Raw genomic sequence first — 24,396 nt, 5'->3', positions numbered from 1 at the left:
TGCTGCCGCCGCTGCGACTACTGCGGCCTTCCGCCGTCTTCTGCCGTCTCCTGCCGTCTCCCGCCGTCTTCTGCCGTCTCCCGCCGTCTCCCACCGTCTTCTGCCGTCTCCCGCCGTCTTCTGCCCTCCTGTTCCCCTCGTCTGCAAGGAGCGTTCCCGTGAAGGACGCCTTCGGTGCCCCGCAGTCCCTGCTCGTTCTCGGTGGCACGTCCCGGATCGCGCTCGCCACCGCACGCCGGCTGATCGCCCGCCGGACCCGTACGGTCTGGCTGGCCGGCCGTCCCTCCCCCGCCCTCGACTCGGCCGCAGCCGAACTGCGCGCCCGGGGCGCCGATGTCCGTACGGTCGACTTCGACGCCCTCGACTCCGCATCCCACGAGACCACCCTCGGCAAGATCTTCACCGAGGGCGACATCGACATGGTGCTCCTCGCCTTCGGTATCGCGGGCGACCAGGAGCGTGACGAGGAGGAGCCGCTCTCCGCGGTCCGGGTCGCGCAGACCAACTACACGGGGGCCGTCTCCGCCGGGCTGGTGTGCGCCGGCGCGCTCCAGGCGCAGGGGCACGGCTCGCTGGTGGTGCTGTCCTCGGTGGCCGGCGAACGCGTCCGCCGGGCCGACTTCATCTACGGCTCCAGCAAGGCGGGCCTGGACGCGTTCACGCAGGGCCTGGGGGACGCGCTGCGGGGCACGGGAGTGCATGTGATGGTCGTGCGTCCCGGAGTCGTACGGCCGAAAACGGCGGTCCGCCCCGCGACGCTGCGGCTCACCGCGGCACGGTTCGCCGCTGCACCGCTGGAGGCATCGCCCCTCGTCACGACCCCCGACGAGGTCGCGGCAGCGATCGTGACGGGACTGCGGCGGCGTTCGGAGACGGTGTGGGTGCCGGGGGCACTAAGGGTGGTGATGTCGGCACTGCGGCATGTGCCACGCCCGCTGTTCCGGCGGCTGCCGGTCTGAGCGGACGGCGGCCGGAGGCGCTCAGGGGGCCGCGCTCAGGGCTGCAGGGAGGGCTTGTCCACGGAAGAGCCGCCCTGCGCGGGCACGGCGGGCGCGTCGTCCCCGGCGCGGAACGGGAACTCGTTGATCTTGCGCCAGACGCTGTCCCGGCCCTGCTCGTACAGCGCGAAGGAACCGCAGGTCCAGGCAGCCTCGTAGTCGGCGAGCTCCTCGTACGCCCGGTCCATCGCCTGCTCGGGGATGTCGTGCGCCACGGTGACATGCGGGTGGTACGGGAACTGGAGCTCGCGCACCAGCGGCCCGGAGGTGTCCCTGACCCGCTTCTGCAGCCACATGCAGGCCGAGGCCCCTTCGACGACCTGGACGAAGACGACCGGCGAGAGGGGACGGAAGGTCCCCGTGCCGGACAGCCGCATCGGGAAGGGGCGGCCGCCCGTCGCGATCTGGGCGAGATGCGCCTCGATCGCGGGCAGGTCGGCCGCCGCGGCCTCGGTCGGCGGGAGGAGCGTGACGTGGGTGGGAATGCCGTACGCGGCCGGGTCCCCGAAGCTCGCGCGCCGCTCCTGGAGCAGGCTGCCGTAGGGCTCCGGGACCGCGATCGAAACGCCGAGCGTTACGGTCCCCACGTCGTTCTCCTCAATCCTCGATGTCGATGGTCCCCGGTGGTCGATGATCCGGGGGCCGATGGTCCTCGATGATCGATGGCCTGTTTTCAGCCATCTATCGGATCAACTTCCCGTCGCCAGTGTGACGCCTGCGACCGTGAAACCGCCAGGGTCCTTGGACTCAGTGCTTCGCGGGCAGAAAGCCCATCCGGTCGTACGTCCGGGCCAGAGTCTCGGCCGCGACGGAGCGGGCCTTCTCCGCGCCCTTGGCCAGGATCGAGTCCAGGGTCTCCGGGTCGTCCAGGTATTCCTGGGTGCGGGTGCGGAACGGTGTGACGAACTCGACCATGACCTCGGCGAGGTCGGTCTTGAGCGCACCGTAGCCCTTGCCCTCGTACTTCTGCTCCAGATCCGCGATACCGGTGCCGGTGAGTGTGGAGTAGATGGTCAGCAGGTTGCTGACGCCGGGCTTCTCGGCCCGGTCGAAGCGGATGACCGTGTCGGTGTCGGTGACCGCGCTCTTCACCTTCTTGGCGGTGGTCTTCGGCTCGTCGAGAAGGTTGATCAGGCCCTTCGGGGTGGCCGCCGACTTGCTCATCTTCGCCGACGGGTCCTGAAGGTCGTAGATCTTCGCCGTCTCCTTGAGGATGTACGGGTCCGGCACGGTGAACGTGTCGCCGTAGCTGCCGTTGAACCGCTCCGCGAGGTTGCGGGTCAGCTCCAGGTGCTGGCGCTGGTCCTCGCCGACCGGGACCTGGTCGGCCTGGTACAACAGGATGTCGGCGACCATCAGCATCGGGTACGTGAACAGACCGACCGTGGTGCGGTCGGCGCCCTGCTTGGCGGACTTGTCCTTGAACTGCGTCATCCGGGACGCCTCGCCGAAGCCGGTGAGGCAGTTCATGACCCAGCCGAGCTGGGCGTGCTCGGGAACATGGCTCTGGACAAAGAGCGTGCAGCGCTCCGGGTCGAGACCGGCAGCGAGGAGCTGGGCGACGGCGAGCCGGGTGTTCGCGCGCAGCTCCGCGGGGTCCTGCGGAATGGTGATCGCATGCAGGTCCACGACCATGTAGAAGGCGTCGTGGGTTTCCTGCAGCGCCACCCACTGGCGGACCGCACCGAGGTAGTTGCCGAGGTGGAACGAGCCTGCGGTGGGCTGGATTCCGGAGAGCACGCGGGGGCGTTCAGAGGCCATGTGCCCCATTGTCTCAGGTACGGAACCGATCTCCGGCAGCCGGTGGGGAAGGGGTGCCCGAGGGGTGGGGACAGCCGCCGGAGCCGTACCGGCAGTGGCAGGAACCGCACCAGCGGTGGACGGAGCCGTACCGGCGGCGGACGGAGCCGTACCGGCGGTGGACGGGCGCGCCGTGATGTGAAGGTTTCCTCGCCACGGTTCCGACCGACGATACAAAGTGGGCATCATCCCCCGCCCACGCCGCACGACGAACGGAGATCCCGTGTCGACCACGGAAACTGCCATCGCCTCCGCCGAGGCGCACAGCGCGCACAACTACCATCCGCTGCCCGTCGTCGTCGCCTCGGCGGACGGAGCCTGGATGACCGATGTCGAGGGCCGGCGCTATCTCGACATGCTCGCCGGATACTCGGCGCTCAATTTCGGCCACAGCAACCAGCGCCTGCTCGACGCGGCCAGGGCCCAGCTGGAGCGGGTGACCCTCACCTCGCGCGCCTTCTATCACGACCGGTTCGCCGATTTCTGTACCCAGCTCGCCGAGCTGTGCGGCATGGAGACGGTGCTGCCGATGAACACCGGCGCGGAGGCCGTGGAGACCGCGGTGAAGACCGCCCGCAAGTGGGGCTACCGGGTGAAGGGCGTCCCGGACGGCATGGCGAAGATCATCGTCGCCTCGAACAACTTCCACGGCCGGACGACGACGATCATCAGCTTCTCCACGGACCCGGAGGCGCGGGAGGACTTCGGCCCGTACACGCCGGGGTTCCAGATCGTGCCGTACGGGGATCTGACCGCGCTCGCGGAGGCGATGACCGAGAACACCGTGGCGGTGCTGCTGGAGCCGATCCAGGGCGAGGCGGGGGTGCTGGTGCCGCCGCCCGGCTATCTTCCCCGGGTGCGCGAGCTCACCCGGGAGCGGAACGTGCTGTTCATCGCGGACGAGATCCAGTCGGGCCTGGGCCGGACCGGGAAGACCTTCGCCTGTGAGCACGAGGGTGTCGTGCCGGACATGTATGTGCTCGGCAAGGCGCTGGGCGGTGGTGTGGTGCCGGTGTCGGCGGTCGTCTCCTCGCAGGACGTGCTCGGGGTGTACCGGCCGGGTGAGCACGGTTCGACGTTCGGCGGGAATCCCCTCGCGTGCGCGGTCGCGCTGGAGGTCATCGCGATGCTCCGTACCGGCGAATTCCAGCAGCGGGCGACCGAGCTGGGCGAACACCTCCACCAGGAGCTGGGGCTGCTGCTGAGCGGGGGTGCGGTGACGGAGGTACGGGGACGTGGGCTGTGGGCGGGCGTCGACATCGCGCCGAGCCACGGCACCGGCCGGGAGATCTCCGAGAAGCTGATGGACCGCCGGGTGCTGGTCAAGGACACCCATGGCTCGACGATCCGGATCGCCCCGCCGCTGGTGATCAGCAAGGAGGACCTGGACTGGGGGCTGGAGCAGCTCCGCGACGTCCTGCGCGGCTGAGCCCGGCGACCGGGCCGCCGGGCCGGGGTCTAGTGCCGCTCCCGGCACTAGAGGATGACGTGGGGCAGGAAGCGGGCGTACTCGTCCGTGACCAGCCCCGCCGATTCCCGGATGCCGAGCCCGGCCGCCTCGTCCTGGACGACCCACGCCCCCAGCACCACCCGGTTGCCGTCGAAGTCCGGCAGTGCCGCCAGTTCCTGATAGCAGCACGGCTCGTCCCGCAGCACGGCGGGGCTTCCCGGCTCATGGATCGTGACCCCGGCCCCCTCCCGGCCGAGCAGCGGCTTGGCGACATAGCCCGCGCCCTCCCCCGCACCCGTCGCCGCGAGTTCGCGGGGGCCGTCGAGGTAGGCGGGGAGTAGATTCGGGTGGCCGGGGTAGAGCTCCCAGAGGATCGCCAGGAGCGCCTTGTTGGAGAGGAGCATCTTCCAGGCGGGCTCGATCCAGCAGGTGGTGCCGGTGCCGCCGCCGTTGTCGAGGGTGTCCAGTACGTGCGGACCGAACCGGTCGGTCGCCAGCCATTCCCACGGGTAGAGCTTGAAGCAGCTGCGGATGAAGCGGAGCCGCTCGTCCACGAACCGCCCGGCCAGCCGGTCCCAGCCGATCTGCTCGACGGAGAGCGCCTCCGTGTCGATGCCGGCCTGTTCGGCGGTCTCCCGCAGATAGGCGACGGTCATCAGGTCCTCGCCCAGCTCGTCCCCGTCGGAGTGCGCGAAGTGCAGCGGTCCCGGCGGCAGCAGGGCGGCCTGGCGCCGCCACGCCGCGACGAGACGTTCGTGCAGGGAGTTCCACTGGTCGGCGCCCGGGAAGCGGTCTTCCATCCAGAACCACTGGGCGCTCGCGGCCTCCACCAGGGAGGTGGGGGTGTCCGCGTTGTACTCCAGCATCTTCGCCGGGCCGGTTCCGTCGTAGCGGAGGTCGAATCTGCCGTACAGGGACGGCAGTTCGTCCCGGCGTTGCCAGGACTGGGCGATCAGCGCGGCCAGCCGGGGGTCGGTGACGCCGAGTTCGGCGAAGCGCTCCCGCTCCACGATGTGCGCGGCCGCGGCCAGGCACATGGTGTGCAGTTCCTCGACGACGTCCTCCAGCGCCTCGACCTCGGGCAGCGAGAAGACGTAATACGCGCTCTCGTCCCAGTAGGGACGCAGGGACCCGTCGGGGTAGCGGGTGAGCGGGTAGACGAGCCCCTGCTCCTCCACCGTCCGCTGCCAGTCGGGACGCGGTCGCGTGGTGTGGCGTTCCATGCCGGGTTCAGCCGCCGCCGGTGCCCGAGCAGCCGAAGCCGCCGCGCTCGACGGCGGACTTGTTGAAGCTGCCGCCCTGCACCTTGCCGTTCTTGCTGCTGCCGCCGTAGTAGTACGAGCCCTTGCCGCTGCCGTTCTTGCACTCGTAACTCGGCAGCTTGTCCTGGGTCAGCGGGTCGACACACCGCTTGTCCGGTTCCGAGCCGCAGGAGGTGATCATCGCCGCGAGCACCCCCATGCCCCCGAGCACCACCGTGCTCGACCTCAGCCTTCGTGTGGCCATGTTTCCGTCTCCCCCGTCGTACGAAGCAAGCCAGTACGGCTACTTGTCAGATTAATGGCCTGCTGGATTCGGCGGGAAGCGGGTGCACCGATCGTCCGCAAGTAGAGTCCTTGATGTGCTCCTCGGGATGATCTGCGCGCTCGGCGCCGCTGTCTGCTTCGGTACGGCCTCCGTCCTCCAGGCCGTCGCCTCGCGGGCCGCGGCCGAGCCGGGGTCGGGCGCGGGGGTCGATCCCGCGCTGCTGCTGCGCGCGCTGCGCCAGTGGCGCTACGTAGCCGGACTCGCCCTCGACGGCTGCGGTTTCGTGCTCCAGATCGTCGCCCTGCGGTCCCTGCCGATCTACGTCGTGGGCGCCGCCCTGGCGGCGAGTCTCGCGGTGACGGCGGTGGTCGCCGCCCGGCTTCTCGGCGTGCGGCTGAGCGGCGTCGAGTGGACCGCGGTCGGGGTCGTCTGCGCGGGCCTGGGCATGCTGGGGCTCGCCTCCGGCGGCGAGGGCCACGCGGCCGGTCCGGCGGCCCTGAGCTGGTGGATGCTGGGGATCTCGCTGGGCATTCTGCTGATCGGCGCGGGGGCCGGACGCCTCCCGGACAAGCCGCGGGCGCTCGTCCTGGGGCTCGGTGCGGGGTGCGGGTTCGGGGTGGTGGAGGTCGCCGTCCGGCTGATCGACGACCTGTCCCCGACGGCGCTGCTCGCCAACCCCGCGGTGTACGCGCTGCTGCTGGGCGGCGGTTCGGCGTTCCTGCTGCTCACCTCGGCGCTGCAGCGCGGTTCGGTGACGACGGCGACGGCCGGCATGGTGATCGGCGAGACGATCGGCCCGGCGCTGGTGGGCGTCATCTGGCTCGGAGACCGTACGCGTGCCGGCCTCGGCGGACTGGCGGTCGCCGGTTTCGTGGTGGCGGTGGCGGGTGCGCTGGCCCTGGCCCGGTTCGGCGAGGCCCCGGCGGACGCCGCCGAACCGGACAGGCCGACGGTCCCGCACAGTCCGTGATGTCCGGGGCGTCGGTAAGCGCCGCACAGAAGAGAAGATCGCCCCGCTCGATGCTCGACAGGAGCGCAAGCATTTTTGGGTGTTCCTCGGAGTGCCCTCGTTCGACCAGATCAGGGCTCGAACGGGTGGTGAGGCCTGATCACGAATCGACGCCTGGAGCCTGCCAAATCTCCGTCCGACAAGCTGGATGCGCTCACGCGTTCGTTCAGGCAGCCTCTGCCTGGGCTTTACGGGCGAGCAGTTGAATCTCCTGGAACTGCCGCCGGTCGGTGGGCTGAGGCTCGCGAACCATCCGGGCCACCTCGGCCAACCCGGACGTGCGCAGCATCGCGGCGAGGTGATCAGGCCACCACCGATAGGCCGGCACGACTGCGTGATCGAAGACCTGCGTCGGGTGAGACGGATCGTCGCTTGCCGAAAAGCCGACCAGAAGGTGGCCGCCAGGTGCCAGCACGCGGTGGAACTCCGCCAGGATGACGGGGAGTTCCTGCGGCGGAGTGTGGATGATGGACCAACGTGAGAGTACGCCGCCCAGCACGCCGTCAGCGATGTCCGACGCGGCCATCGAGCCCACGTCGAACCGCAGGCCCGGATAAGCCTGTCGAGCCAACTCGATCATCGCAGGAGAGGCGTCAACGCCAAACGCCGTCAGCCCCAACTCGTCCAGATAGGCAGTGATATGACCAGGCCCGCACCCCAGGTCCGCGACCTCACCGTCCCCACTCGCCCTTACGACCTCGGCGAAGGCACCCAAGATCGCGCGGTCCAGGGGACTGTCACGCAGCGTGTCGCGGAACAGTTGCGCATAGGTGGGGGCAGCAGCGTCGTAGGCCTCGCGGGTGGCACTGAGGGCATCGTGTTCGACCATGCTCGCGACACTAGTTCCCGGCCCCGAGGCGAGCCGAGAGAATCACGGTCTTCCCTCCCGCCACGCCCGTTCGCCCGGGCTGTCGCCGGTTCGGAGAAGCCGGGCGTTCACGCCGCCCCGCGCTTCGTGCTCAAATTCCTGTGCGCGGGCGCAATCAGCCCCTAGTGGCTGGGACCGCACGAGGTCGTCATCACGACGCCCGTCCGGCCGAGTGCCCAGGAAGTCGCCTGGCAGGGCTGGTTCACCGGGACGGAGCTCGCATCCCTCGTGCGACAGCGGGAGTTCGTACCCGACGCCCGCGAAGCATTCGACCGGTACCGCGACCTGAGCCGGGCGGACCGGCCCTTGAGTCAGGGTCGTCGGCCCACCGCCTTCGGGTCTTCCGCGCTTCCGACCGGCCTCATGACAGCACTCGCAACAGTGCCTCCAGCGCGCCCGCCCAGGCACTGTCGGTCGGCGTCCCGTAGCCGATGACCAGCGCATCGCGCACCGGCGCCGCGTCCGGGTGCCGGAAGCGCGAGAAGCCCTCCAGTGCCAGCCCCTGCCAGGCGGCCGCCCGCAGTACCGACGCCTCGCTGCCCTCCGGGAGTTCGAGGACGGCATGCAGCCCGGCGGCGATACCGCTGATCCGGACACCGGGGGCCTGTTCCGCCAGCGCCGCGACGAGCTGGTCGCGACGCCGGCGGTAGCGCAGTCGCATCGAGCGCACATGACGGTCGTACGCGCCCGACTCGATGAACTCCGCGAGCGTCAGCTGTTCCAGCGCACTCGACGACCAGTCGCTCAGCCCCTTCGCCTCGGCCACCTCCCCCACCAGATTCTCCGGCAGCACCATCCACCCCAGCCGCAGTCCCGGCGCCAGCGACTTGCTCGTCGTCCCCAGGTGCACGACGTGTTCGGGGTCGAGTCCCTGGAGCGCGCCGACCGGCTGCCGGTCGTAGCGGAATTCGCCGTCGTAGTCGTCCTCCAGGATCAGCCCGCCCGTACCGCGCGCCCAGTCGACCGCCGCGGCCCGCCGGTCGGGATGGAGCGGCACCCCCGTCGGGAACTGGTGCGCGGGCGTCATCAGGGCCGCGCCCACCCCGCGCAGCCCGGCCAGTTCGCCCGTCCGGGCCCCGAGTCCGTCGACCGGCAGACAGGGCATGCGCAGCCCCGCGTCCGCGAGCAGCCGCCAGTGCACGTCCAGTCCGTACGACTCGACGGCCACCTCCCGCACCCGCCGCCCGCGCAGCACCACCCCCATCAGCTTCAGTGCCTGCACGAAACCGGCGCAGATCACGATGCGCTCCGGTTCCGCGTACACACCGCGAGCGCGGGCCAGGTAGTCGGCGAGTACGGTGCGCAGCTCGATGCGCCCGCGCGGATCCCCGTACCCGAAGGCGTCGTTGGGCGCTGCAGTCAGGGCGCGACGGGCCGCCTTGAGCCAGTCGGCGCGCGGGAACGTCGAGAGGTCGGGCGATCCCGGCAGCAGGTTGTGGGCGGGCCGGGAGTGCACCGGCCGGGACCGCGCCGCCCTCCTGGCCGCCGGGCGCGGCTCGGCCCGCTGCGCCACTCTGGTCCCCGAACCCTGCCGGGCGGTGAGCCAGCCCTCGGCGACCAGCTCCGCGTACGCGTCGGCGACGGTGTTCCGGGCGATGCCGAGGTCGGCGGCGAGGCTGCGGGAGGACGGCAGCCGGGTGCCGGGCGCCAGCCGCCCCGTCCGTACGGCCTCGCGCAGCGCGTCCATCAGCCCGGCCCGCAGCCCTGCCGAGCCGGTCGTTTCGAGATGCAGGTCGGCACCGAAAGTGGCCCGGGAATCCGTCATGGAAATGGACCATACCGATGCGCCACCCGCGCCGTAACGTCGTACCCATGACGACCAACGAACACAGCCATCCGACGTCCGAACTCAACCCCGAGCACACGCCTCGTACCCGCTGGGCCGAGCTCGCCCCCGATGTCTACAAGGCCATGGTCCGGCTGGACGCGGCATCCCGCAGGGGCCTCGATCCGGTCGTCGGGGAGCTGGTGAAGATCCGCTCCTCGCAGCTCAACCACTGCGCGTTCTGCCTCGACATGCACACCAAGGACGCGCTCGCGGCGGGCGAGTCCATCGAGCGGATCGTCCAGCTCAGCGCGTGGGAGGAGTCGCGGCACTTCTACACGCCGAAGGAGATCGCGGCCATCGAGCTGACCGAGGCCGTGACCGTGCTGACCGACGGTTTCGTGCCGGACGAGGTGTGGGAGAAGGCCGCCAAGCACTTCGACGAGACCGAGCTCGCCCACCTCGTCGCCGCGATCACGACGATCAACGCGTGGAACCGGTTCGCCGTGACCACCCGCATGGTCCCCGGCCACTACAAGCCGGGCGACATCAAGCACTGACCGGGCGCGCCCACCCCGTTGTACGCCCCTGCCCGTTTGTACGCGCCCCTGCCCACCCCTTCGTCCGTCGCCTTGCCGGCCCGTCCCGGGGCCCCACGATGACCGCATCCGTCCTCCGTGCCCTGCACCACGACCGCGCGCCCGGCGACCCGCTGGTCCTCCCCGGCCCGCGGGACGCGGCGAGCGCGCGCGTCTTCGCCGAGCTCGGCGCGGCGGGCCCGCAGGGCGTGGGCCAGCACCCGTGCCGCGTCGAAGCCGAGCGACGGGGCAGCGAGGCGTCCCTCTTGGACATAGAGCTGGTCGACGACAGGTAACCGTCGTCCATGTAGACACCGGCACAGAGGAGCCTGCACGCTTCGCTCACGGCGGGATGCACGGGCGGTTTCCCCAGCAGGTCGCTCTGGCCCCATGGAAGGTGAGCAGGTTAGACCGGTTCAGCAGTGCCGTGTAGACAAAAGCACGCCATTGATTCCCCATGTGGAGTGCGCCGTTCACACGTACGTCAAAAGTGCACCCAGTACGGCAAATAACGACGAAGCGCTCCCGGCAGCACGTGCTGCCGGGAGCGCTTCGTCGAGCAGGAACGATCAGATCAGGCCGAGCTCGCGGACCGCGTCGCGCTCCTCGATGAGCTCCTGCACCGACGCGTCGATGCGCGTACGGGAGAACTCGTTGATGTCCAGGCCCTGGACGATCTCGTACTTGCCGTCCTTCGTGGTGACCGGGAAGGACGAGATGATGCCCTCGGGCACGCCGTAGGAGCCGTCCGACGGGATACCCATGGAGGTCCAGTCGCCGGCGGCGGTGCCGTTGACCCAGGTGTGGATGTGGTCGATGGCGGCGTTGGCGGCGGAGGCGGCCGAGGACGCGCCACGGGCCTCGATGATCGCGGCGCCGCGCTTGGCGACGGTCGGGATGAAGGTGTCGGCCAGCCACGCCTCGTCGTTGACGAGCTCGGCGGCGCTCTTGCCGGCGATCTCCGCGTGGAAGATGTCCGGGTACTGGGTCGCCGAGTGGTTGCCCCAGATCGTCAGCTTCTTGATGTCGGAGACGGCGGCACCGGTCTTGGCGGCCAGCTGCGAGATCGCACGGTTGTGGTCGAGACGGGTCATCGCGGTGAAGCGGTCGGCCGGTACGTCCGGGGCGGCGGCCTGCGCGATGAGCGCGTTGGTGTTGGCCGGGTTGCCGACGACGAGGACCTTGATGTCGTCCGCGGCGTTGTCGTTGATCGCCTTGCCCTGCGGCTTGAAGATGCCGCCGTTGGCGGAGAGCAGGTCGCCGCGCTCCATGCCCTTCGTACGCGGGCGGGCGCCGACCAGCAGGGCGACGTTGGCGCCGGCGAAGCCGACGTTGGCGTCGTCGGTGATCTCGATGTTGCGCAGCAGCGGGAACGCGCAGTCGTCGAGCTCCATCGCGGTGCCTTCGGCGGCCTTGAGACCCTGCGGGATCTCCAGGAGACGCAGGTTGACCGGCACGTCCGGGCCGAGCAGGTGGCCGGAGGCGATGCGGAAGAGCAGCGCGTAGCCGATCTGACCGGCTGCGCCGGTGACGGTGACATTCACGGGAGTGCGGGTCATGGCGATCTCCGTTAGACAGCTGGCGGTGGGGGCTCCTGGCCCCTGGTGCTGGACATCTCTGAATCTTGATGTGAAGAGATATCCATCGATCAGGCTATCCGACCCGGATCCTCCGGGCGGCCCGGCCCCCTGTGGCACCGCACACAACCCGTCACACAGCGCTCACCCGGCCGAATCACGTCACCCGGGAGGCGGTGGCGCGGCGACGGAGCGTTTGCACCGTTGCAGGGTGGTTGGAGCGTTTGCTCCGCTGCCCGGTGGTGAGGCGTTTGCACCACGTCGGGCCGGGGCGGGGCGTCCTGCCATCGCCCCGTCATCACCGCCCCGCTCCGGCCAGCAACGCCGCTCCGGCCAGCACCAGCAACGTGCCGACCGCGCCCGCGAGGAGCACGGCCAGCCGTCTGCCACCACCGACCGGGCCGCCCGGTCGCGGTGGCTGCTGCGGCACCAGCGGGAGCGCGGCACGCGCCCGGGAGATCCTGGCCGGCTCCACGGTCACGTCCTGGCCCGTCTCGGAACGGCTCCAGGCCCGCTCGGCCAGCTCCCACATGGTCGTCAGGTGTGCCTGGTCGGTGCCGGTCGCCTCGGCGAGAGCGACGATCGCCCCCCTGGGCGCGAGCAGCCGCCCGCTCAGATACCGCTCCCACGACGTCCTGCTGTAGCCCGTGCGGTCGGCCACCGCGGCGATGCTCAGCCCCCTGCGGTCGACGAGCCTGCGCAGCTGGCCGGCGAACTCCCTCACCTGCGGATCGAGTTCGTCCGACAGCGCCTTCCAACGAGGCATTGCTTCCCCTTGCCCGGATCCGGTACGTCATTCCGTGTTCCGTTCCGAACTACCCAGGAGCCTGCGCGAACGCCGGCCGGCCGTTCCTGAATACGGGGCGCACGGGGGCGTTCGGGTCCACGCGCACGTCTCCGCGCGCCCCCGGTCGGCGGTGAGAGGTGAGAGGTGAGAGGTGAGAGGTGAGCATGCCACCGTTGCAAGTGCGATCACATCGTTGCAGAAGCGATCACGCCGTGGCGGAATGGTCACCTCCGTGCCACAGGCCACAGGGTTCCCTTGTACCGGTCTTCGCCGTCCACAAGGCTGAACGCAGGACGAGGGCAAGGCCGCTCACGTCGCAACCTTGCGGAGCGGCTGCGTTCCGGCGGCCCCGTCCCCGGGTGTCCGTCCCTTCTCGGGGGAGGGGACGGACACCCTCCGTCGACGGCGCGGCCCTGCGGGCGGCCTCAGCGGATCGCGAAGTGGACCGCGTCCTCCAGGAACGGAATGTCCAGCCACGGCTTGGGCTGCGCCACCAGCGCGAGCACCACGATGAGGAAGCCGAGCAGTCCGTACGTCACCAGGTCGGTGAAGCGGGAACGGACCGCCAGCATGCCCACCGACGGGACGACGATCCGCAGCACGGCGCCCCCGATGAGGGCCACGCCGATCAGCATCGTGCCGATCCTGAAGGCCTCGGCGAACGGGTCGACGGCCACGATCAGCAGCCCGATCCCGGCCGTGCAGAGCACGGCGAGCAGCGGCCACTGCCGGGCCGGGGCGGGCGCGGTCCCGGACGCGGCCCGGCCACCGCCCTCGGGGCGCGCGGTGTCCCGGGTGAACAACGGGAACCTCCGCGACGGGCGTGCGGCCGGGGCGCCCTCGGGGGCACTTCCGGGACCGGTGTCCGCGGCACCGGTGTCATCACCGGCAGCCGCTTCCACCTCGCCACGGCCCGCTGCGGCCTCGTCCACCACGGCCTCGTCCACCACGGCCTCGTCCACCACGGCCTCGTCCGCCACACCGTGACCGTGATCGGCGCCCGCTCCTGCTCCGGCCACGTCCGACCCCGCCCCCGCGTCCGTGTCTGTTTGCACCTCCGACGGCACCGGAGACGTCCGGTCCGCCGCGGCGGCCGGGTCGGCCGGACTCGTACCAGCACCCATGAGGTTCCTTCCGGATCGGGTCGGCCGGCTCAGACGGCGTCGGCCGCGTTGCGCTCGGCCGCCTCGACCACGTTGACGAGCAGCTGGGCGCGGGTCATCGGGCCGACACCACCGGGGTTCGGGGAGATCCACGCGGCGACCTCGGCGACGCCCGGGTGGACGTCCCCGACGATCTTGCCGTTCTCGTCCCGGCTGACGCCCACGTCGAGCACGGCCGCGCCCGGCTTCACGTCCTCGGGCTTGATGATGTGCGGCACTCCGGCGGCGGCGACGATGATGTCGGCCTGCTTGAGCTGGGCGGAGAGGTCACGCGTACCGGTGTGGCACTGGGTGACGGTGGCGTTCTCGGACTTACGGGTCAGCAGCAGCGGGATCGAGCGGCCGATGGTGACGCCGCGGCCGACGACCACGACATGCGCGCCGTTGATCTCCACGTCGTGGTGGCGCAGCAGCTGGACGACGCCCTGCGGGGTGCAGGGCAGCGGGCCGGTCTCGTTGAGCACGAGCCGGCCGAGGTTCATCGGGTGCAGGCCGTCGGCGTCCTTGGCCGGATCCATCAGTTCCAGGATGCGGTTGGTGTCGATCCCCTTGGGGAGGGGAAGCTGCACGATGTAGCCCGTGCACTCAGGGTTGTCGTTGAGCTCCCGTACGACGTCCTCGATCTCCTCCTGGGTGGCGGTGTCGGGGAGTTCGCGCTGGATGGAGCCGATGCCGACCTGCGCGCAGTCGCGGTGCTTGCCGTTCACGTACCACCGGCTGCCCGGATCGTCCCCGACGAGCAGGGTTCCCAGGCCAGGGGTGATGCCCTGCGCCTTGAGGGCCGCCACGCGGACGGTGAGATCGGACTTGATCACGGCTGCGGTGGCCTTGCCATCGAGAATCTGGGCAGTCATGTCCCCATACTCGCGGATGACCCCGCCCGCATACCAATTGCGGGTGCCGGAGGCGGTGCGAGGTTGCACTTGAGCAACAAGCAACTGCCACCACTGGACAAACTTACATTTCATTTATAACGATTGTCGCCGCAGTGCCGCAGAAGTACCGGGGGGCGGACCACTGACCTTTTCTTTCCTCCGTGCGGCCGCATCGTCCCCGCATGCACGTTGGAGGAACGCCCAGATGAGTTTCGGCGACCCGAACCCGAATCCGAACAACCCGTACGGCCAGCAGCCGAACCAGCCGCCGCAGGGCCAGCCCGGTTACGGCTACCCGCAGCAGCCGCCGCAGGGCGTACCGTCGCAGGGCCAGCCGGGCTACGGCTATCCGCAGCAGCCGGGCCAGGCCCCGTACGGTGCGCCTCCGCAGTACCCGGGCCAGCAGCCGGGCGGCACCCTCCAGGCCAACAACGGCTACATCAACGTCGCGGGCCTCGGCACCGTCGAACTCGCCACGATGGGGCGTCGCCTGGGCGCGCGTGCACTGGACGCCGTCGCGTACGGCATCCTCTACGCGATCTTCTCGGTGATCGGCGTCGCGAGCATCGTGGGCGCCTCGAAGTCCATCGACGACTGCAGCAGCACCGAGTACGGCACCGCTGCCTACAACCAGTGCATGAACGACGCGGCCGACGCCAGCGTCGGCATCCTCGCAGGCTTCTTCGGCTTCATCGCCGTGTTCGCGCTGATCGCGCTGCTCTACGAATGGCTGATGGTCTCCATCTGGGGCGCCACGCTCGGCAAGATGGTCCTCAACGTCAAGGTCGTCAAGGAGAGCACCGGCCAGGCCCCCGGTCTGGGTGCGGGCTTCATCCGCTGGATCATCCCGATGGTCGGCTCGCTCTTCTGCGGTCTCGGCACGCTGCTGGTCTACCTCTCCCCCTTCTTCGACAACTCGGGCAAGCTCCAGGGCTGGCACGACCGCGCGGGCAGCACGATCGTCATCAAGACGAAGTGAGCATGGTGAAGGTTTAACCACCCTCACCGCCTTGCGAAGGCCGCCAATTCCCCACTCGTTCCGGGGAATTGACGGCCTTCCGTCTTACCCGGGCTGCCCGGGTGCAACTCGTATCAGTGGAAGAAGTGCCGCGTACCCGTGAAGTACATGGTCACGCCCGCCTTCTTCGCAGCCTCGACGACCAGTTCGTCGCGGACCGAACCGCCCGGCTGGGCCACGGCCCTGATGCCGGCCGCGGTCAGGATCTCCAGCCCGTCCGGGAACGGGAAGAACGCGTCGGACGCGGCGTACGAGCCCTGTGCACGTTCCTCGCCCGCCCGCTCGACGGCCAGCTTCGCGGAGTCGACCCGGTTGACCTGGCCCATGCCGACGCCGACCGAGGCACCGCCCTTGGCCAGCAGGATCGCGTTGGACTTGACCGCGCGGCACGCCTTCCACGCGAAGGCGAGCTCCTTGAGCTCGTCGACGGAGAGCGCCTCACCCGTGGCCAGCGTCCAGTTGGCCGGGTCGTCGCCCTCGGCCTGGAGGCGGTCGGTCACCTGAAGCAGCGCGCCGCCGTCGATCGGCTTGACCTCGACCTCGGCGGACGGGGCGTCGGGGCAGCGCAGCACGCGGATGTTCTTCTTGCGGGCGAGCACCTCGACGGCGCCGTCCTCGTACGCCGGGGCGACGATGACCTCGGTGAAGATCTCCGCGACCTGCTCGGCCATGGCCACCGTCACCGGGCGGTTGACGGCGATGACGCCACCGAACGCCGACAGCGGGTCACAGGCGTGCGCGTTGCGGTGTGCCTCGGCGACGTCGTCGGCGATCGCGATGCCGCACGGGTTGGCGTGCTTGATGATCGCGACGCACGGCTCGGCGTGGTCGTACGCGGCCCGGCGCGCGGCGTCGGTGTCCGTGTAGTTGTTGTACGACATCTCCTTGCCGTGCAGCTGCTCCGCCTCGGCCAGGCCACCGGCGCCGGAGGTGTAGAGCGCGGCGGGCTGGTGCGGGTTCTCGCCGTACCGCAAGACGTTCTTGCGCTCGTACGTGGCACCGAAGAAGTCGGGGAAGCCCGAGTCGTCGGCGGCGGCGTAGTCGTCGGCGAACCAGGACGCCACGGCCACGTCGTACGCGGCGGTGTGCTGGAACGCCTCGGCGGCCAGCCGCTTGCGGGCGGTCAGGTCGAAGCCGCCGGCCTTGACCGCGGCGAGGACGTCGGCGTACCGCTCGGGGCTGGTGACGACGGCAACGGACGGATGGTTCTTGGCGGCGGCGCGGACCATGGACGGGCCGCCGATGTCGATCTGTTCCACGCACTCGTCGGCGGACGCGCCGGAGGCGACGGTCTCCTTGAACGGGTAGAGGTTCACGACCACCAGGTCGAACGGCTCCACGCCGAGTTCGGCGAGCTGCTCGCGGTGGGCGTCCAGGCGCAGGTCCGCGAGGATGCCGGCGTGGACGCGCGGGTGCAGCGTCTTGACGCGGCCGTCCAGGCACTCGGGGAAGCCGGTGAGCTCCTCGACCTTGGTGACCGGCACCCCGGCGGCGGCGATCCTCCCGGCGGTGGAGCCGGTGGAGACCAGCTCGACACCCGCCTCGTGCAGACCGCGGGCGAGGTCTTCGAGCCCCGTCTTGTCGTAAACACTGACCAGGGCGCGACGGATGGGCTTATTCACCGACATGACCGAGATGAACCTTTCGTCCCTCAATGCGATAGCCGTCACGGGCGAGCCGCCCTACGGCCTCGACGAGCAGCTTGCGCTCGACTTCCTTGATGCGTTCGTGGAGAGCGGCTTCGCCCTCCGTCGTGTCCTCTTCGGTCACCTCGACCACGCCCTGCGCGATGATCGGACCGGTGTCGACGCCGTCGTCGACGAAGTGGACGGTGCACCCGGTGACCTTCACGCCGTACGCAAGTGCGTCACGCACCCCATGGGCACCGGGAAAGCTGGGGAGCAGGGCGGGGTGGGTGTTGATGATCCGGCCGCCGAACCGGGCGAGGAACTCCTTGCCCACGATCTTCATGAACCCCGCGGACACCACGAGGTCCGGGCGGTGCTCGGTCGTCGCGGCCGCGAGTGCCGCATCCCATTCCTCGCGAGTGGCGTAGTCCTTGACCCGGCACACGAAGGTAGGCAGTCCGGCGCGCTCCGCCCGTTCCAGACCGACGATGCCGGAGCGGTCGGCGCCGACCGCGACGACCTGGGCACCGAAGCCCTCGGGGTCGTCGCCGATGGCGTCGAGCAGGGCTTGGAGGTTCGTACCGGAGCCGGAAACCAGGACGACCAGACGGGCCGGTGCGGGGGAAGGGGGCGGGGAGGCCACGGCTGGGCCCTTTCTCGCGTGGTGAAGCAGAGTGACGCTGATTTGTATGGTCGTACGAAAGAATCGAGCCCCGCGATACGGGGAACTCTACGAACGAGCCGACCGTCAGCAACGATACCGGCACCTCTGTGGACCCCCACGGGACGGGGGTGAGGGGGCCACGGGACGGCTACGGGGCGGTCGGGGGTCGGTGGGGAATCGACCGGGGACCGGCTGCGGAACGCGTGGGAGCGTCCGGGGGCGGCTGTCGGGCGCCCGGTGGAGCCGCTCCCCGCTTTCGGCCCCTCCTGGCCGGGAGGTAGCGTCAGGGGACAGGGAACCGTCCGCAGGGCGGAAATGACGAGATGGGGAAGACGTTCACCATATGCCGGACCGACGCCGCCGCACCGCCTTCCGCAAGCCGCTGCCCGAGCGGACCTCGCTGCTGCTGCTGCGAGAGCGCCAGTCCTCTACGGGCCCTTCCTCTCCTTCCGGTTCTTCATCTTCCGGCGCTCCTTCCGATGACAACCCGTTCGCCGCGCCGCCGGAGAACCGACCCGATCAGCCCTGGCAGCCCCGCCACCCTTCGAACGCCGGGAACGGCCGGGGAGACGGAGGCCGGGACAACGGCGACGGGTCGCCGGAGGGCGGCTCCTCCGACGACCGGCCGGTCTGGGGCAGCCAGTGGAGCAACCAGCAGCCCGGTCGCCAGAGCGGCGGCTTCGGTGGTCGTCCCGGAGGCCCTGGCGGGCCGAACGGCCAGGGCGGCCCCGAGGGCAAGCCCGGCGGACTGCGCTGGGATCCGACCGACCCCGCCCAGCGGCGCGCCCGCTACGCGCTGCTCTCCGGCATGTGGGCCTTCTTCTTCGCGCTCTTCGACTTCCCGGAGATCGCCCTGCTGCTCGGCGTACTCGCCGTGTACTGGTCGATCAGCTCGCTCCGGGCGAAGCCGAAGGGGGCATCCGCACCGGGCGGCGCCACCGGTGCCCCCGGGGCGGGCGCGGCGTCCAGTACGCCGGCTGCCGGTCCTCTTCAGGGTTCCGGTTCCGGGCATGTCCCCGCGGCCGGCGCGACCGGCGCACCCGCTCCGGGCTATGGCAGGCAGCAGACCACGGCCGCGGTCAGCGGGCTGGTGACGGCGCTGCTCGCGCTCTCGATCGTCGCGACGACGTTCACGGTGCAGCTGGTCTACCGCGACTACTACACCTGCGTGAACGACGCCCTGACCAAGTCCGGCCAACTGGCCTGCAACGACCAGTTGCCGAAGCCTCTGGAACCCTTCTTCGGCGTCAAGAAGTGACACCTCGCGCCATTCACGACGGTCCGGCCTCCTCGGGAGGCCGGACCGTCGTCCGTTCGTGCCAGGGACCGGTCGGCAGGAAGTCGTACGACTCGGAGTCCTCGCCCTTCCCGCCGTTCGCCGCGGCAGGCGGCCCCCCGGGGGTGCATACGGGGGTGGGCAGCGTTCCCGGCGTGGACACCGGCTCGGCCTTCTCGTCCGCTTCCCGGCGCCCGGACCGCGTCCACCACCGTCGGTCGTCGGCCGTCCGCTGAGGCACTGGCCCGGGCACCTCCGCAGGCGCCTGGGCAACGGGCGCGCCTTCCGCTGCTCCTTCCGCTGCTCCTTCCGCTGCCGTCGCCTCCTGCGCCGGGCCCCGCTCGCCGCCCCGCAGCCGCCAGGCCCGCACCAGGAGCGCCCCGGGAACGCCGAGCAGCGCCGTCCACGCCAGGGCCGCCGCACCGGTCAGCCACCACACCGGGCCGAACTCCGCCAGCGACCGGGTGCCGAGCGGCCCTCCCGCAGCCGCGGCCAGCACCGCCGTACCCACCCCGCACCCCAGCGCCCCCAGCCCGGCCGTCAGCGCGGTCTCGCGCAGGCTCCACACCTCGTCCCGTCCGGCATGGGCGGGCGCGGCCCGGCGCATCGTGAACCAGGCGACCGTCACCCCGGCCGCGACCGGCACCGCCGCGGCCGCCCAGTTCGGGGCCGTCCCCGGACCCTGGCCCGGCACCGCGGCGAGCAACGGGAAGACGGGCAGCGCCGGGCGCCCCGAGAACGCGAGCGGGGTGACCGTGGACGCCGTACCGAGCGCGAAACCCGGCCCGAGTCCGAACGCGGCACCCCACACCGCCGCGTTCGGCACCAGCACCAGCGCGAGCAGTACCACCGAGACCCGGCCCGCCCAGTCGCCCGAGAGCTGGACGAACGACTGCTGAGCCGCCGGGGCATGCCAGACCAGCCCCACAGCGACAAGTAGCGCCCCGCCGCCCACCAGCACCGCCACCCCGGCCACCGCCGACCGGCACACCGTGTCGGCACGCTTCCTGAACCCGGAACGCGCCAGCTCCTCGTGCAGGCGCACCGGCGCCCAGGACGGCGGCGGCCCGATCGGGCGCCCGGATGCCGTCCAGACCCCGGCCGCCGCCGCGCCCGCCACCAAAATGGCCGCAGGGAAGAACAGCGAGGGTGCGTGCACGGTCAGCGAACCGCCCCGCGCGTAGAGCGCGACAGCGGCCCCGACCAGCAGATATCCGCCGACGACCAAGGCGAACGTGGCCGCCGCCGAGGGCGCCGGACGCCCCTCGTCCTGCTCCAGGGCATCCCGGGCCGCGCGGTGCACCAGCCACACCGGTGCCACGGTGAGCAGCAGCGGGACGAGGCCCACGGGAGCGGGGGCTCCGCCGAGCGTGCCGGTCCTGATCAGTTCGGCGCCATGGGCGAGCAGCCAGAGCCCGGCCGCCGCGTGGAGGGCCCCGCCGGGGCCGTCGTCGGGGGCCGGAGAGCTGATCCACAGCACCATGACGAGCACGGTGAGGGCACCCAGCCCCAGCCCGGCCGCGAGAACCCCACGCAGGAAGGTGAAGGCCAGTACGGCGGACCGGCCCTGCTCTGCCGACAACGACGGGCTTCCTTCGGTCACTTGGGTCACCCCGTCATGCTCCCAACGACACGCGCTTATTCCGTGTAACAGGCGAACAGTCGCTGTGTCGCTCAATATGCGTTTATGTACTTTTTTGCTCAGTGCAGGTCCACGGGGGTTCATTCATGACGCAGAGTTCGCCCGATGTGGTCGCCGCCCCTCCGCTCACCTCCCCCAAGGAGCGCCGCAGACTGCGTGAGGCGAAGTCGCTGAGTGAAAAGCAGGTCGCGAAGGCGGTGGACGTCACCGGGGCCCCGTCTTCGAGCGCCCGGACCGAGCCCACCACGTCGAGCACCCGGCCGAAGGCCGCCGTCAAGCAGACGGCCCGCCCGGCGACGCCCACGACAGTCGCGTGGCTGTCCAAGCCGGTGACGTTGGCGAAACCGCCGTCCCGTCCTCCGACCCCCGCCGCAGTCACCGGGAGCTCCGCCATGGCCCCGACCGAGCCCGGCACCACCCCCGATCTGCCCGGCACCCCCGACGCATCCGGCGCGAGTGAAGCACCTGATGAGGCGACAGCGCCGGCCGTTGAGGCGGCAGCGGCGGCAGCATCGGAGGCGGCAGAGGCTGCGGCCGCTGCAGCAGAAGCCGCCGCGGTCGAGGATTTCGATGCCTTGTACAAGCACTGCGCTGTCGCCCTTTTCCGGCAGACGTTTCTGCTGACCGGGCGCCGGAGCCGCTCCCAGGAGTCCGTCGCACGGGCCTTCGCTCTGGCCTGGGACCGCTGGCCCGAGGTCGTGGCGGACCGGGATCCGGTGGGGTGGGTGCGGGCGGCTGCGTACGAGTACGCGATGTCGCCCTGGCACCGGCTGCGCCGCACACGCCGTGAGCTCGACCCGCCGCCGGCCGAACCCGGTGCGCGCGCACTGCTCGACGCGCTGCTCGACCTGCCGCCGTCGTACCGCCGCGCCCTGCTGCTCCACGACGGTGTCGGCCTGGGGCTGCCCGAGACCGCGGCGGAGACGGAGGCCAGCACTCCGGCGACGGCGAGCAGGCTGATGAACGCCCGTGCCGCGGTCGCGGAGCGGCTGCCCGAGCTGGCGGAGCCGTCGTCCCCCGCCGAGCAGTCGGCGCTCCTGCACCAACAGCTCGGCGCGCTCGCCGAGGCCCAGACCCCCGGCTCGCTCCCCTCGCCCGACGTGATCCGCACGGACAGCGAGCACCGGGCCCAGCTGTGGACCAAGGCGGTCATCTCCTTCGCGGTGCTGCTCGTCGCGGCGACGCTGTTCACCCTGGCGACGGCTCAGACGCGGTACGAGCCCCCGGAGTCACCCGCTCAGCAGGTCGAGGGGGTGCCGCCACGAAGTGGCCCGCAGAAGCTGACGCCGCAGGACCTGGACCTGCGGCAGCAGCTGCGCGGCAAACTCGTACAGGGCCCGGCCCGGCTGCTCCCCCACCCCGGCTGAACGCGAGGCGGGAACCGGCTGACGGACGGAGCCACCGCGGGAGACACGGGGGCCTCGCCCGAGGCGCGGACGGAGCAGCGGCCGCGCAGACAGAAACGGCGCGGGCCCGTATCCCTGACCGGGGTACGGGCCCGCGCCGTCTGTGCGGGTGACGCGATACTGCGGTACTGCTCCGACGCGGTGAAGCGATCAGGCGCCGAGGATCTCGCGCGCCAGCTTCGCGGTCTCGGTCGGCGTCTTGCCGACCTTGACGCCTGCGGCCTCCAGGGCCTCCTTCTTCGCCTGCGCGGTGCCGGAGGAGCCGGAGACGATGGCGCCGGCGTGGCCCATGGTCTTGCCCTCGGGGGCGGTGAAGCCCGCGACGTAACCGACGACCGGCTTGGTGACGTTCTTCGCGATGAAGTCGGCCGCACGCTCCTCGGCGTCGCCGCCGATCTCGCCGATCATCACGATGAGGTCGGTCTCGGGGTCGGCCTCGAACGCCGCGAGGGCGTCGATGTGCGTCGTACCGATGACCGGGTCGCCACCGATGCCGACGGCGGAGGAGAAGCCGATGTCACGGAGCTCGTACATCATCTGGTAGGTCAGCGTGCCGGACTTGGACACGAGACCGATGCGGCCGGGCTTGGTGATGTCGCCCGGGATGATGCCGGCGTTGGACTGGCCGGGGGTGATCAGGCCGGGGCAGTTCGGGCCGATGATCCGGGTCTTGTTGCCCTTCGAGCCCGCGTACGCCCAGAAGGCGGCGGAGTCGTGGACGGCGATGCCCTCGGTGATCACGACGGCCAGCGGGATCTCGGCGTCGATCGCCTCGACGACGGCGGCCTTGGCGAAGGCCGGCGGCACGAAGAGAACCGACACGTCCGCGCCGGTCTTCTCGATCGCCTCGGCGACGCTCCCGAACACGGGAACCTCGGTGCCGTCGAAGTCGACGGACGTGCCGGCCTTGCGCGGGTTCACGCCGCCGACGATGTTGGTGCCGTCGGCGAGCATGAGCTTGGTGTGCTTCATGCCGGTGGCACCGGTCATCCCCTGGACGATGACCTTGCTGTCCTTGGTGAGGAAGATTGCCATGGTGTTGGAGTCCCTTAGTCCCTTGTCGTGTCGGAGACGCGCAACGTCACAGCGCAGCCGCGGCGAGCTCGGCGGCCTTGTCGGCCGCGCCGTCCATGGTGTCCACGCGCTGCACGAGCGGGTGGTTGGCGTCGGAAAGGATCTTGCGACCCAGCTCCGCGTTGTTGCCGTCGAGGCGCACGACCAGCGGCTTGGTGACTTCCTCGCCCTTGGACTTGAGCAGTGCAAGCGCCTGGACGATGCCGTTGGCAACCTCGTCACAGGCGGTGATGCCGCCGAAGACGTTGACGAAGACGGACTTGACGTCCGGGTCGCCGAGGATGATCTCCAGGCCGTTCGCCATGACCTCGGCGGAGGCACCGCCACCGATGTCGAGGAAGTTGGCGGGCTTCACGTTGCCGTGGTTCTCACCGGCGTACGCGACGACGTCCAGCGTCGACATGACCAGACCGGCACCGTTACCGATGATGCCGACCTCGCCGTCGAGCTTGACGTAGTTGAGGTTCTTGGCCTTGGCGGCAGCCTCGAGCGGGTTGGCCGCGGCCTTGTCCTCGAGCGCCTCGTGCTCGGGCTGACGGAAGTCGGCGTTCTCGTCGAGAGACACCTTGCCGTCCAGCGCGAGGACGTCACCGGAGGCGACCTTGGCGAGCGGGTTGACCTCGACGAGGAGCGCGTCCTCGGCGACGAAGGTCTCCCACAGCGTCACCAGGACCTCGGCGACCTTCTCGGCGACCTCGGCCGGGAACTTCGCCTGGGCGACGATCTCGCGGGCCTTCTCGATCGTGACTCCGGAGTTGGAGTCGACCGGGACCTTCGCGAGGGCCTCGGGGGTCTTCTCCGCGACCTCCTCGATGTCCATGCCGCCCTGCACCGAGGCCATGGCCAGGAAGGTGCGGTTGGTGCGGTCGAGGAGGTACGAGACGTAGTACTCCTCAAGAATCTCCGGCGCGGTCTCGGCGATCATCACCTTGTGGACCGTGTGGCCCTTGATGTCCATGCCGAGAATGTCGGTCGCGCGGGCGACCGCCTCCTCGGGGGTGGCGGCCAGCTTGACGCCGCCGGCCTTGCCGCGGCCGCCGACCTTCACCTGCGCCTTGACGACCGACTTGCCGCCCAGCCGCTCGGTCGCCTCGCGGGCTGCCTCAGGCGTGTCGATGACTTCACCGGCCAGCACCGGTACACCGTGCTTGGCGAAGAGGTCCCTCGCCTGGTACTCGAACAGGTCCACGCGCGTCCGTCCCTTAATCAATGGTCTCGCGGTTCGATTTCTGCGTGGGCGTGCCGCGAGGGGCAATGTGACTGCTCTGTCACTAGGAAGGCGCACAGGGTG

22 protein-coding genes and 2 pseudogenes are annotated in these 24,396 nt (G+C 70.5%); 8 read left to right on the top strand and 16 right to left on the bottom strand.

Annotated elements, in window-relative coordinates; genetic code table 11:
* Positions 1-158 precede the first annotated feature (158 nt).
* Complete coding sequence (locus OG306_RS23645; protein ID WP_266748069.1) at positions 159-959, top strand: decaprenylphospho-beta-D-erythro-pentofuranosid-2-ulose 2-reductase; 801 nt, start codon at positions 159-161, stop codon at positions 957-959.
* Between the two features lie 35 nt (positions 960-994).
* Here the strand turns inward: OG306_RS23645 and OG306_RS23640 are convergent, their stop codons facing one another.
* Positions 995-1,585, bottom strand: a complete 591-nt coding sequence (locus OG306_RS23640; RefSeq protein ID WP_266748068.1) for a 2'-5' RNA ligase family protein — start codon at positions 1,583-1,585, stop codon at positions 995-997.
* A 160-nt stretch (positions 1,586-1,745) separates the two neighbouring features.
* On the bottom strand, positions 1,746-2,759 hold the full coding sequence (trpS, locus tag OG306_RS23635) for a tryptophan--tRNA ligase (RefSeq protein WP_266748067.1): 1,014 nt from the start codon (positions 2,757-2,759) through the stop codon (positions 1,746-1,748).
* Positions 2,760-3,021: 262 nt separating this feature from the next.
* Here trpS and rocD point away from each other — a divergent pair, with 262 nt between their 5' ends.
* Positions 3,022-4,227 (top strand): ornithine--oxo-acid transaminase, encoded by a 1,206-nt coding sequence (gene rocD, locus OG306_RS23630; RefSeq protein ID WP_266748066.1) that lies wholly within the window; start codon positions 3,022-3,024, stop codon positions 4,225-4,227.
* A gap of 47 nt (positions 4,228-4,274) precedes the next feature.
* On the opposite strand, the gene OG306_RS23625 is transcribed toward rocD, so the two are convergent.
* A complete protein-coding gene (locus OG306_RS23625; protein ID WP_266748065.1) occupies positions 4,275-5,471 on the bottom strand; it encodes a glutathionylspermidine synthase family protein in 1,197 nt (398 codons plus the stop codon).
* A gap of 7 nt (positions 5,472-5,478) precedes the next feature.
* Positions 5,479-5,754 carry a hypothetical protein gene (locus OG306_RS23620; protein ID WP_266748064.1) on the bottom strand — a complete coding sequence of 92 codons (276 nt, stop codon included), beginning with the start codon at positions 5,752-5,754 and terminating at the stop codon, positions 5,479-5,481.
* Positions 5,755-5,881: 127 nt separating this feature from the next.
* On the opposite strand from OG306_RS23620, the gene OG306_RS23615 reads away from it, so the two are divergent.
* Positions 5,882-6,745, top strand: a complete 864-nt coding sequence (locus tag OG306_RS23615; protein WP_266752368.1) for a hypothetical protein — start codon at positions 5,882-5,884, stop codon at positions 6,743-6,745.
* 205 nt (positions 6,746-6,950) lie between these two features.
* On the opposite strand, the gene OG306_RS23610 is transcribed toward OG306_RS23615, so the two are convergent.
* Both OG306_RS23610 and OG306_RS23605 read right to left on the bottom strand, forming a co-directional pair.
* A complete protein-coding gene (locus OG306_RS23610) occupies positions 6,951-7,613 on the bottom strand; it encodes a class I SAM-dependent methyltransferase (protein ID WP_266748063.1) in 663 nt (220 codons plus the stop codon).
* A 400-nt stretch (positions 7,614-8,013) separates the two neighbouring features.
* A complete protein-coding gene (locus OG306_RS23605) occupies positions 8,014-9,417 on the bottom strand; it encodes a PLP-dependent aminotransferase family protein (protein WP_266748062.1) in 1,404 nt (467 codons plus the stop codon).
* A 47-nt stretch (positions 9,418-9,464) separates the two neighbouring features.
* On the opposite strand from OG306_RS23605, the gene OG306_RS23600 reads away from it, so the two are divergent.
* On the top strand, positions 9,465-9,977 hold the full coding sequence (locus tag OG306_RS23600; RefSeq protein WP_266748061.1) for a carboxymuconolactone decarboxylase family protein: 513 nt from the start codon (positions 9,465-9,467) through the stop codon (positions 9,975-9,977).
* Positions 9,978-10,075: 98 nt separating this feature from the next.
* A pseudogene (locus tag OG306_RS23595) lies at positions 10,076-10,186 on the top strand (isocitrate lyase/phosphoenolpyruvate mutase family protein); the annotation flags it as partial.
* Here OG306_RS23595 and OG306_RS23590 read toward each other — a convergent pair.
* The 5 genes and pseudogenes from OG306_RS23590 to OG306_RS23570 form a co-directional block, all read right to left on the bottom strand.
* Positions 10,178-10,371, bottom strand: a pseudogene (locus tag OG306_RS23590) (hypothetical protein); the annotation flags it as partial. The pseudogenes OG306_RS23595 and OG306_RS23590 sit on opposite strands and share 9 nt — an antisense overlap.
* A gap of 193 nt (positions 10,372-10,564) precedes the next feature.
* A complete protein-coding gene (locus OG306_RS23585; RefSeq protein WP_266905676.1) occupies positions 10,565-11,554 on the bottom strand; it encodes a malate dehydrogenase in 990 nt (329 codons plus the stop codon).
* Between the two features lie 316 nt (positions 11,555-11,870).
* A complete protein-coding gene (locus OG306_RS23580; protein ID WP_371665599.1) occupies positions 11,871-12,338 on the bottom strand; it encodes a helix-turn-helix domain-containing protein in 468 nt (155 codons plus the stop codon).
* Between the two features lie 446 nt (positions 12,339-12,784).
* Entirely contained in the window at positions 12,785-13,483 is a 699-nt protein-coding gene (locus OG306_RS23575) for a DUF3017 domain-containing protein (protein ID WP_371665598.1), read from the bottom strand.
* Between the two features lie 29 nt (positions 13,484-13,512).
* The gene (locus OG306_RS23570; RefSeq protein ID WP_371665597.1) at positions 13,513-14,376 is read right to left on the bottom strand and encodes a bifunctional methylenetetrahydrofolate dehydrogenase/methenyltetrahydrofolate cyclohydrolase; all 864 of its coding nucleotides are present in this window, start codon (positions 14,374-14,376) and stop codon (positions 13,513-13,515) included.
* Between the two features lie 226 nt (positions 14,377-14,602).
* Between OG306_RS23570 and OG306_RS23565 the strand changes: the two genes are divergently transcribed.
* On the top strand, positions 14,603-15,376 hold the full coding sequence (locus OG306_RS23565; protein WP_266748057.1) for an RDD family protein: 774 nt from the start codon (positions 14,603-14,605) through the stop codon (positions 15,374-15,376).
* A gap of 113 nt (positions 15,377-15,489) precedes the next feature.
* On the opposite strand, the gene purH is transcribed toward OG306_RS23565, so the two are convergent.
* Both purH and purN read right to left on the bottom strand, forming a co-directional pair.
* Positions 15,490-17,043: a bifunctional phosphoribosylaminoimidazolecarboxamide formyltransferase/IMP cyclohydrolase gene (purH, locus tag OG306_RS23560; RefSeq protein ID WP_266748056.1), complete on the bottom strand. Its 1,554-nt coding sequence runs from the start codon at positions 17,041-17,043 to the stop codon at positions 15,490-15,492.
* The gene (purN, locus tag OG306_RS23555) at positions 17,030-17,686 is read right to left on the bottom strand and encodes a phosphoribosylglycinamide formyltransferase (RefSeq protein ID WP_266748055.1); all 657 of its coding nucleotides are present in this window, start codon (positions 17,684-17,686) and stop codon (positions 17,030-17,032) included. The genes purH and purN overlap by 14 nt, the downstream gene beginning before the upstream one ends.
* A 364-nt stretch (positions 17,687-18,050) precedes the next feature.
* Between purN and OG306_RS23550 the strand changes: the two genes are divergently transcribed.
* Positions 18,051-18,965 (top strand): hypothetical protein, encoded by a 915-nt coding sequence (locus tag OG306_RS23550; RefSeq protein ID WP_266748054.1) that lies wholly within the window; start codon positions 18,051-18,053, stop codon positions 18,963-18,965.
* 13 nt (positions 18,966-18,978) lie between these two features.
* Here OG306_RS23550 and OG306_RS23545 read toward each other — a convergent pair whose 3' ends face one another.
* Entirely contained in the window at positions 18,979-20,586 is a 1,608-nt protein-coding gene (locus OG306_RS23545; protein WP_432762239.1) for a cell division protein PerM, read from the bottom strand.
* Between the two features lie 125 nt (positions 20,587-20,711).
* On the opposite strand from OG306_RS23545, the gene OG306_RS23540 reads away from it, so the two are divergent.
* Positions 20,712-21,992, top strand: coding sequence for a sigma factor-like helix-turn-helix DNA-binding protein (locus OG306_RS23540; RefSeq protein ID WP_266748052.1), 1,281 nt, complete (start codon positions 20,712-20,714; stop codon positions 21,990-21,992).
* A 189-nt stretch (positions 21,993-22,181) separates the two neighbouring features.
* Here OG306_RS23540 and sucD read toward each other — a convergent pair whose 3' ends face one another.
* Positions 22,182-23,066, bottom strand: a complete 885-nt coding sequence (sucD, locus tag OG306_RS23535; RefSeq protein WP_266748051.1) for a succinate--CoA ligase subunit alpha — start codon at positions 23,064-23,066, stop codon at positions 22,182-22,184.
* A 46-nt stretch (positions 23,067-23,112) separates the two neighbouring features.
* Entirely contained in the window at positions 23,113-24,294 is a 1,182-nt protein-coding gene (sucC, locus tag OG306_RS23530; protein ID WP_266748050.1) for an ADP-forming succinate--CoA ligase subunit beta, read from the bottom strand.
* Positions 24,295-24,396: the final 102 nt, after the last annotated feature.

It is taken from the genome of Streptomyces sp. NBC_01241, assembly GCF_041435435.1.
Taxonomy (GTDB): Bacteria; Actinomycetota; Actinomycetes; order Streptomycetales; family Streptomycetaceae; genus Streptomyces.
Note: the sequence above shows the minus strand (reverse complement) of the source record. Positions and strands in the feature narration are given on the sequence as shown.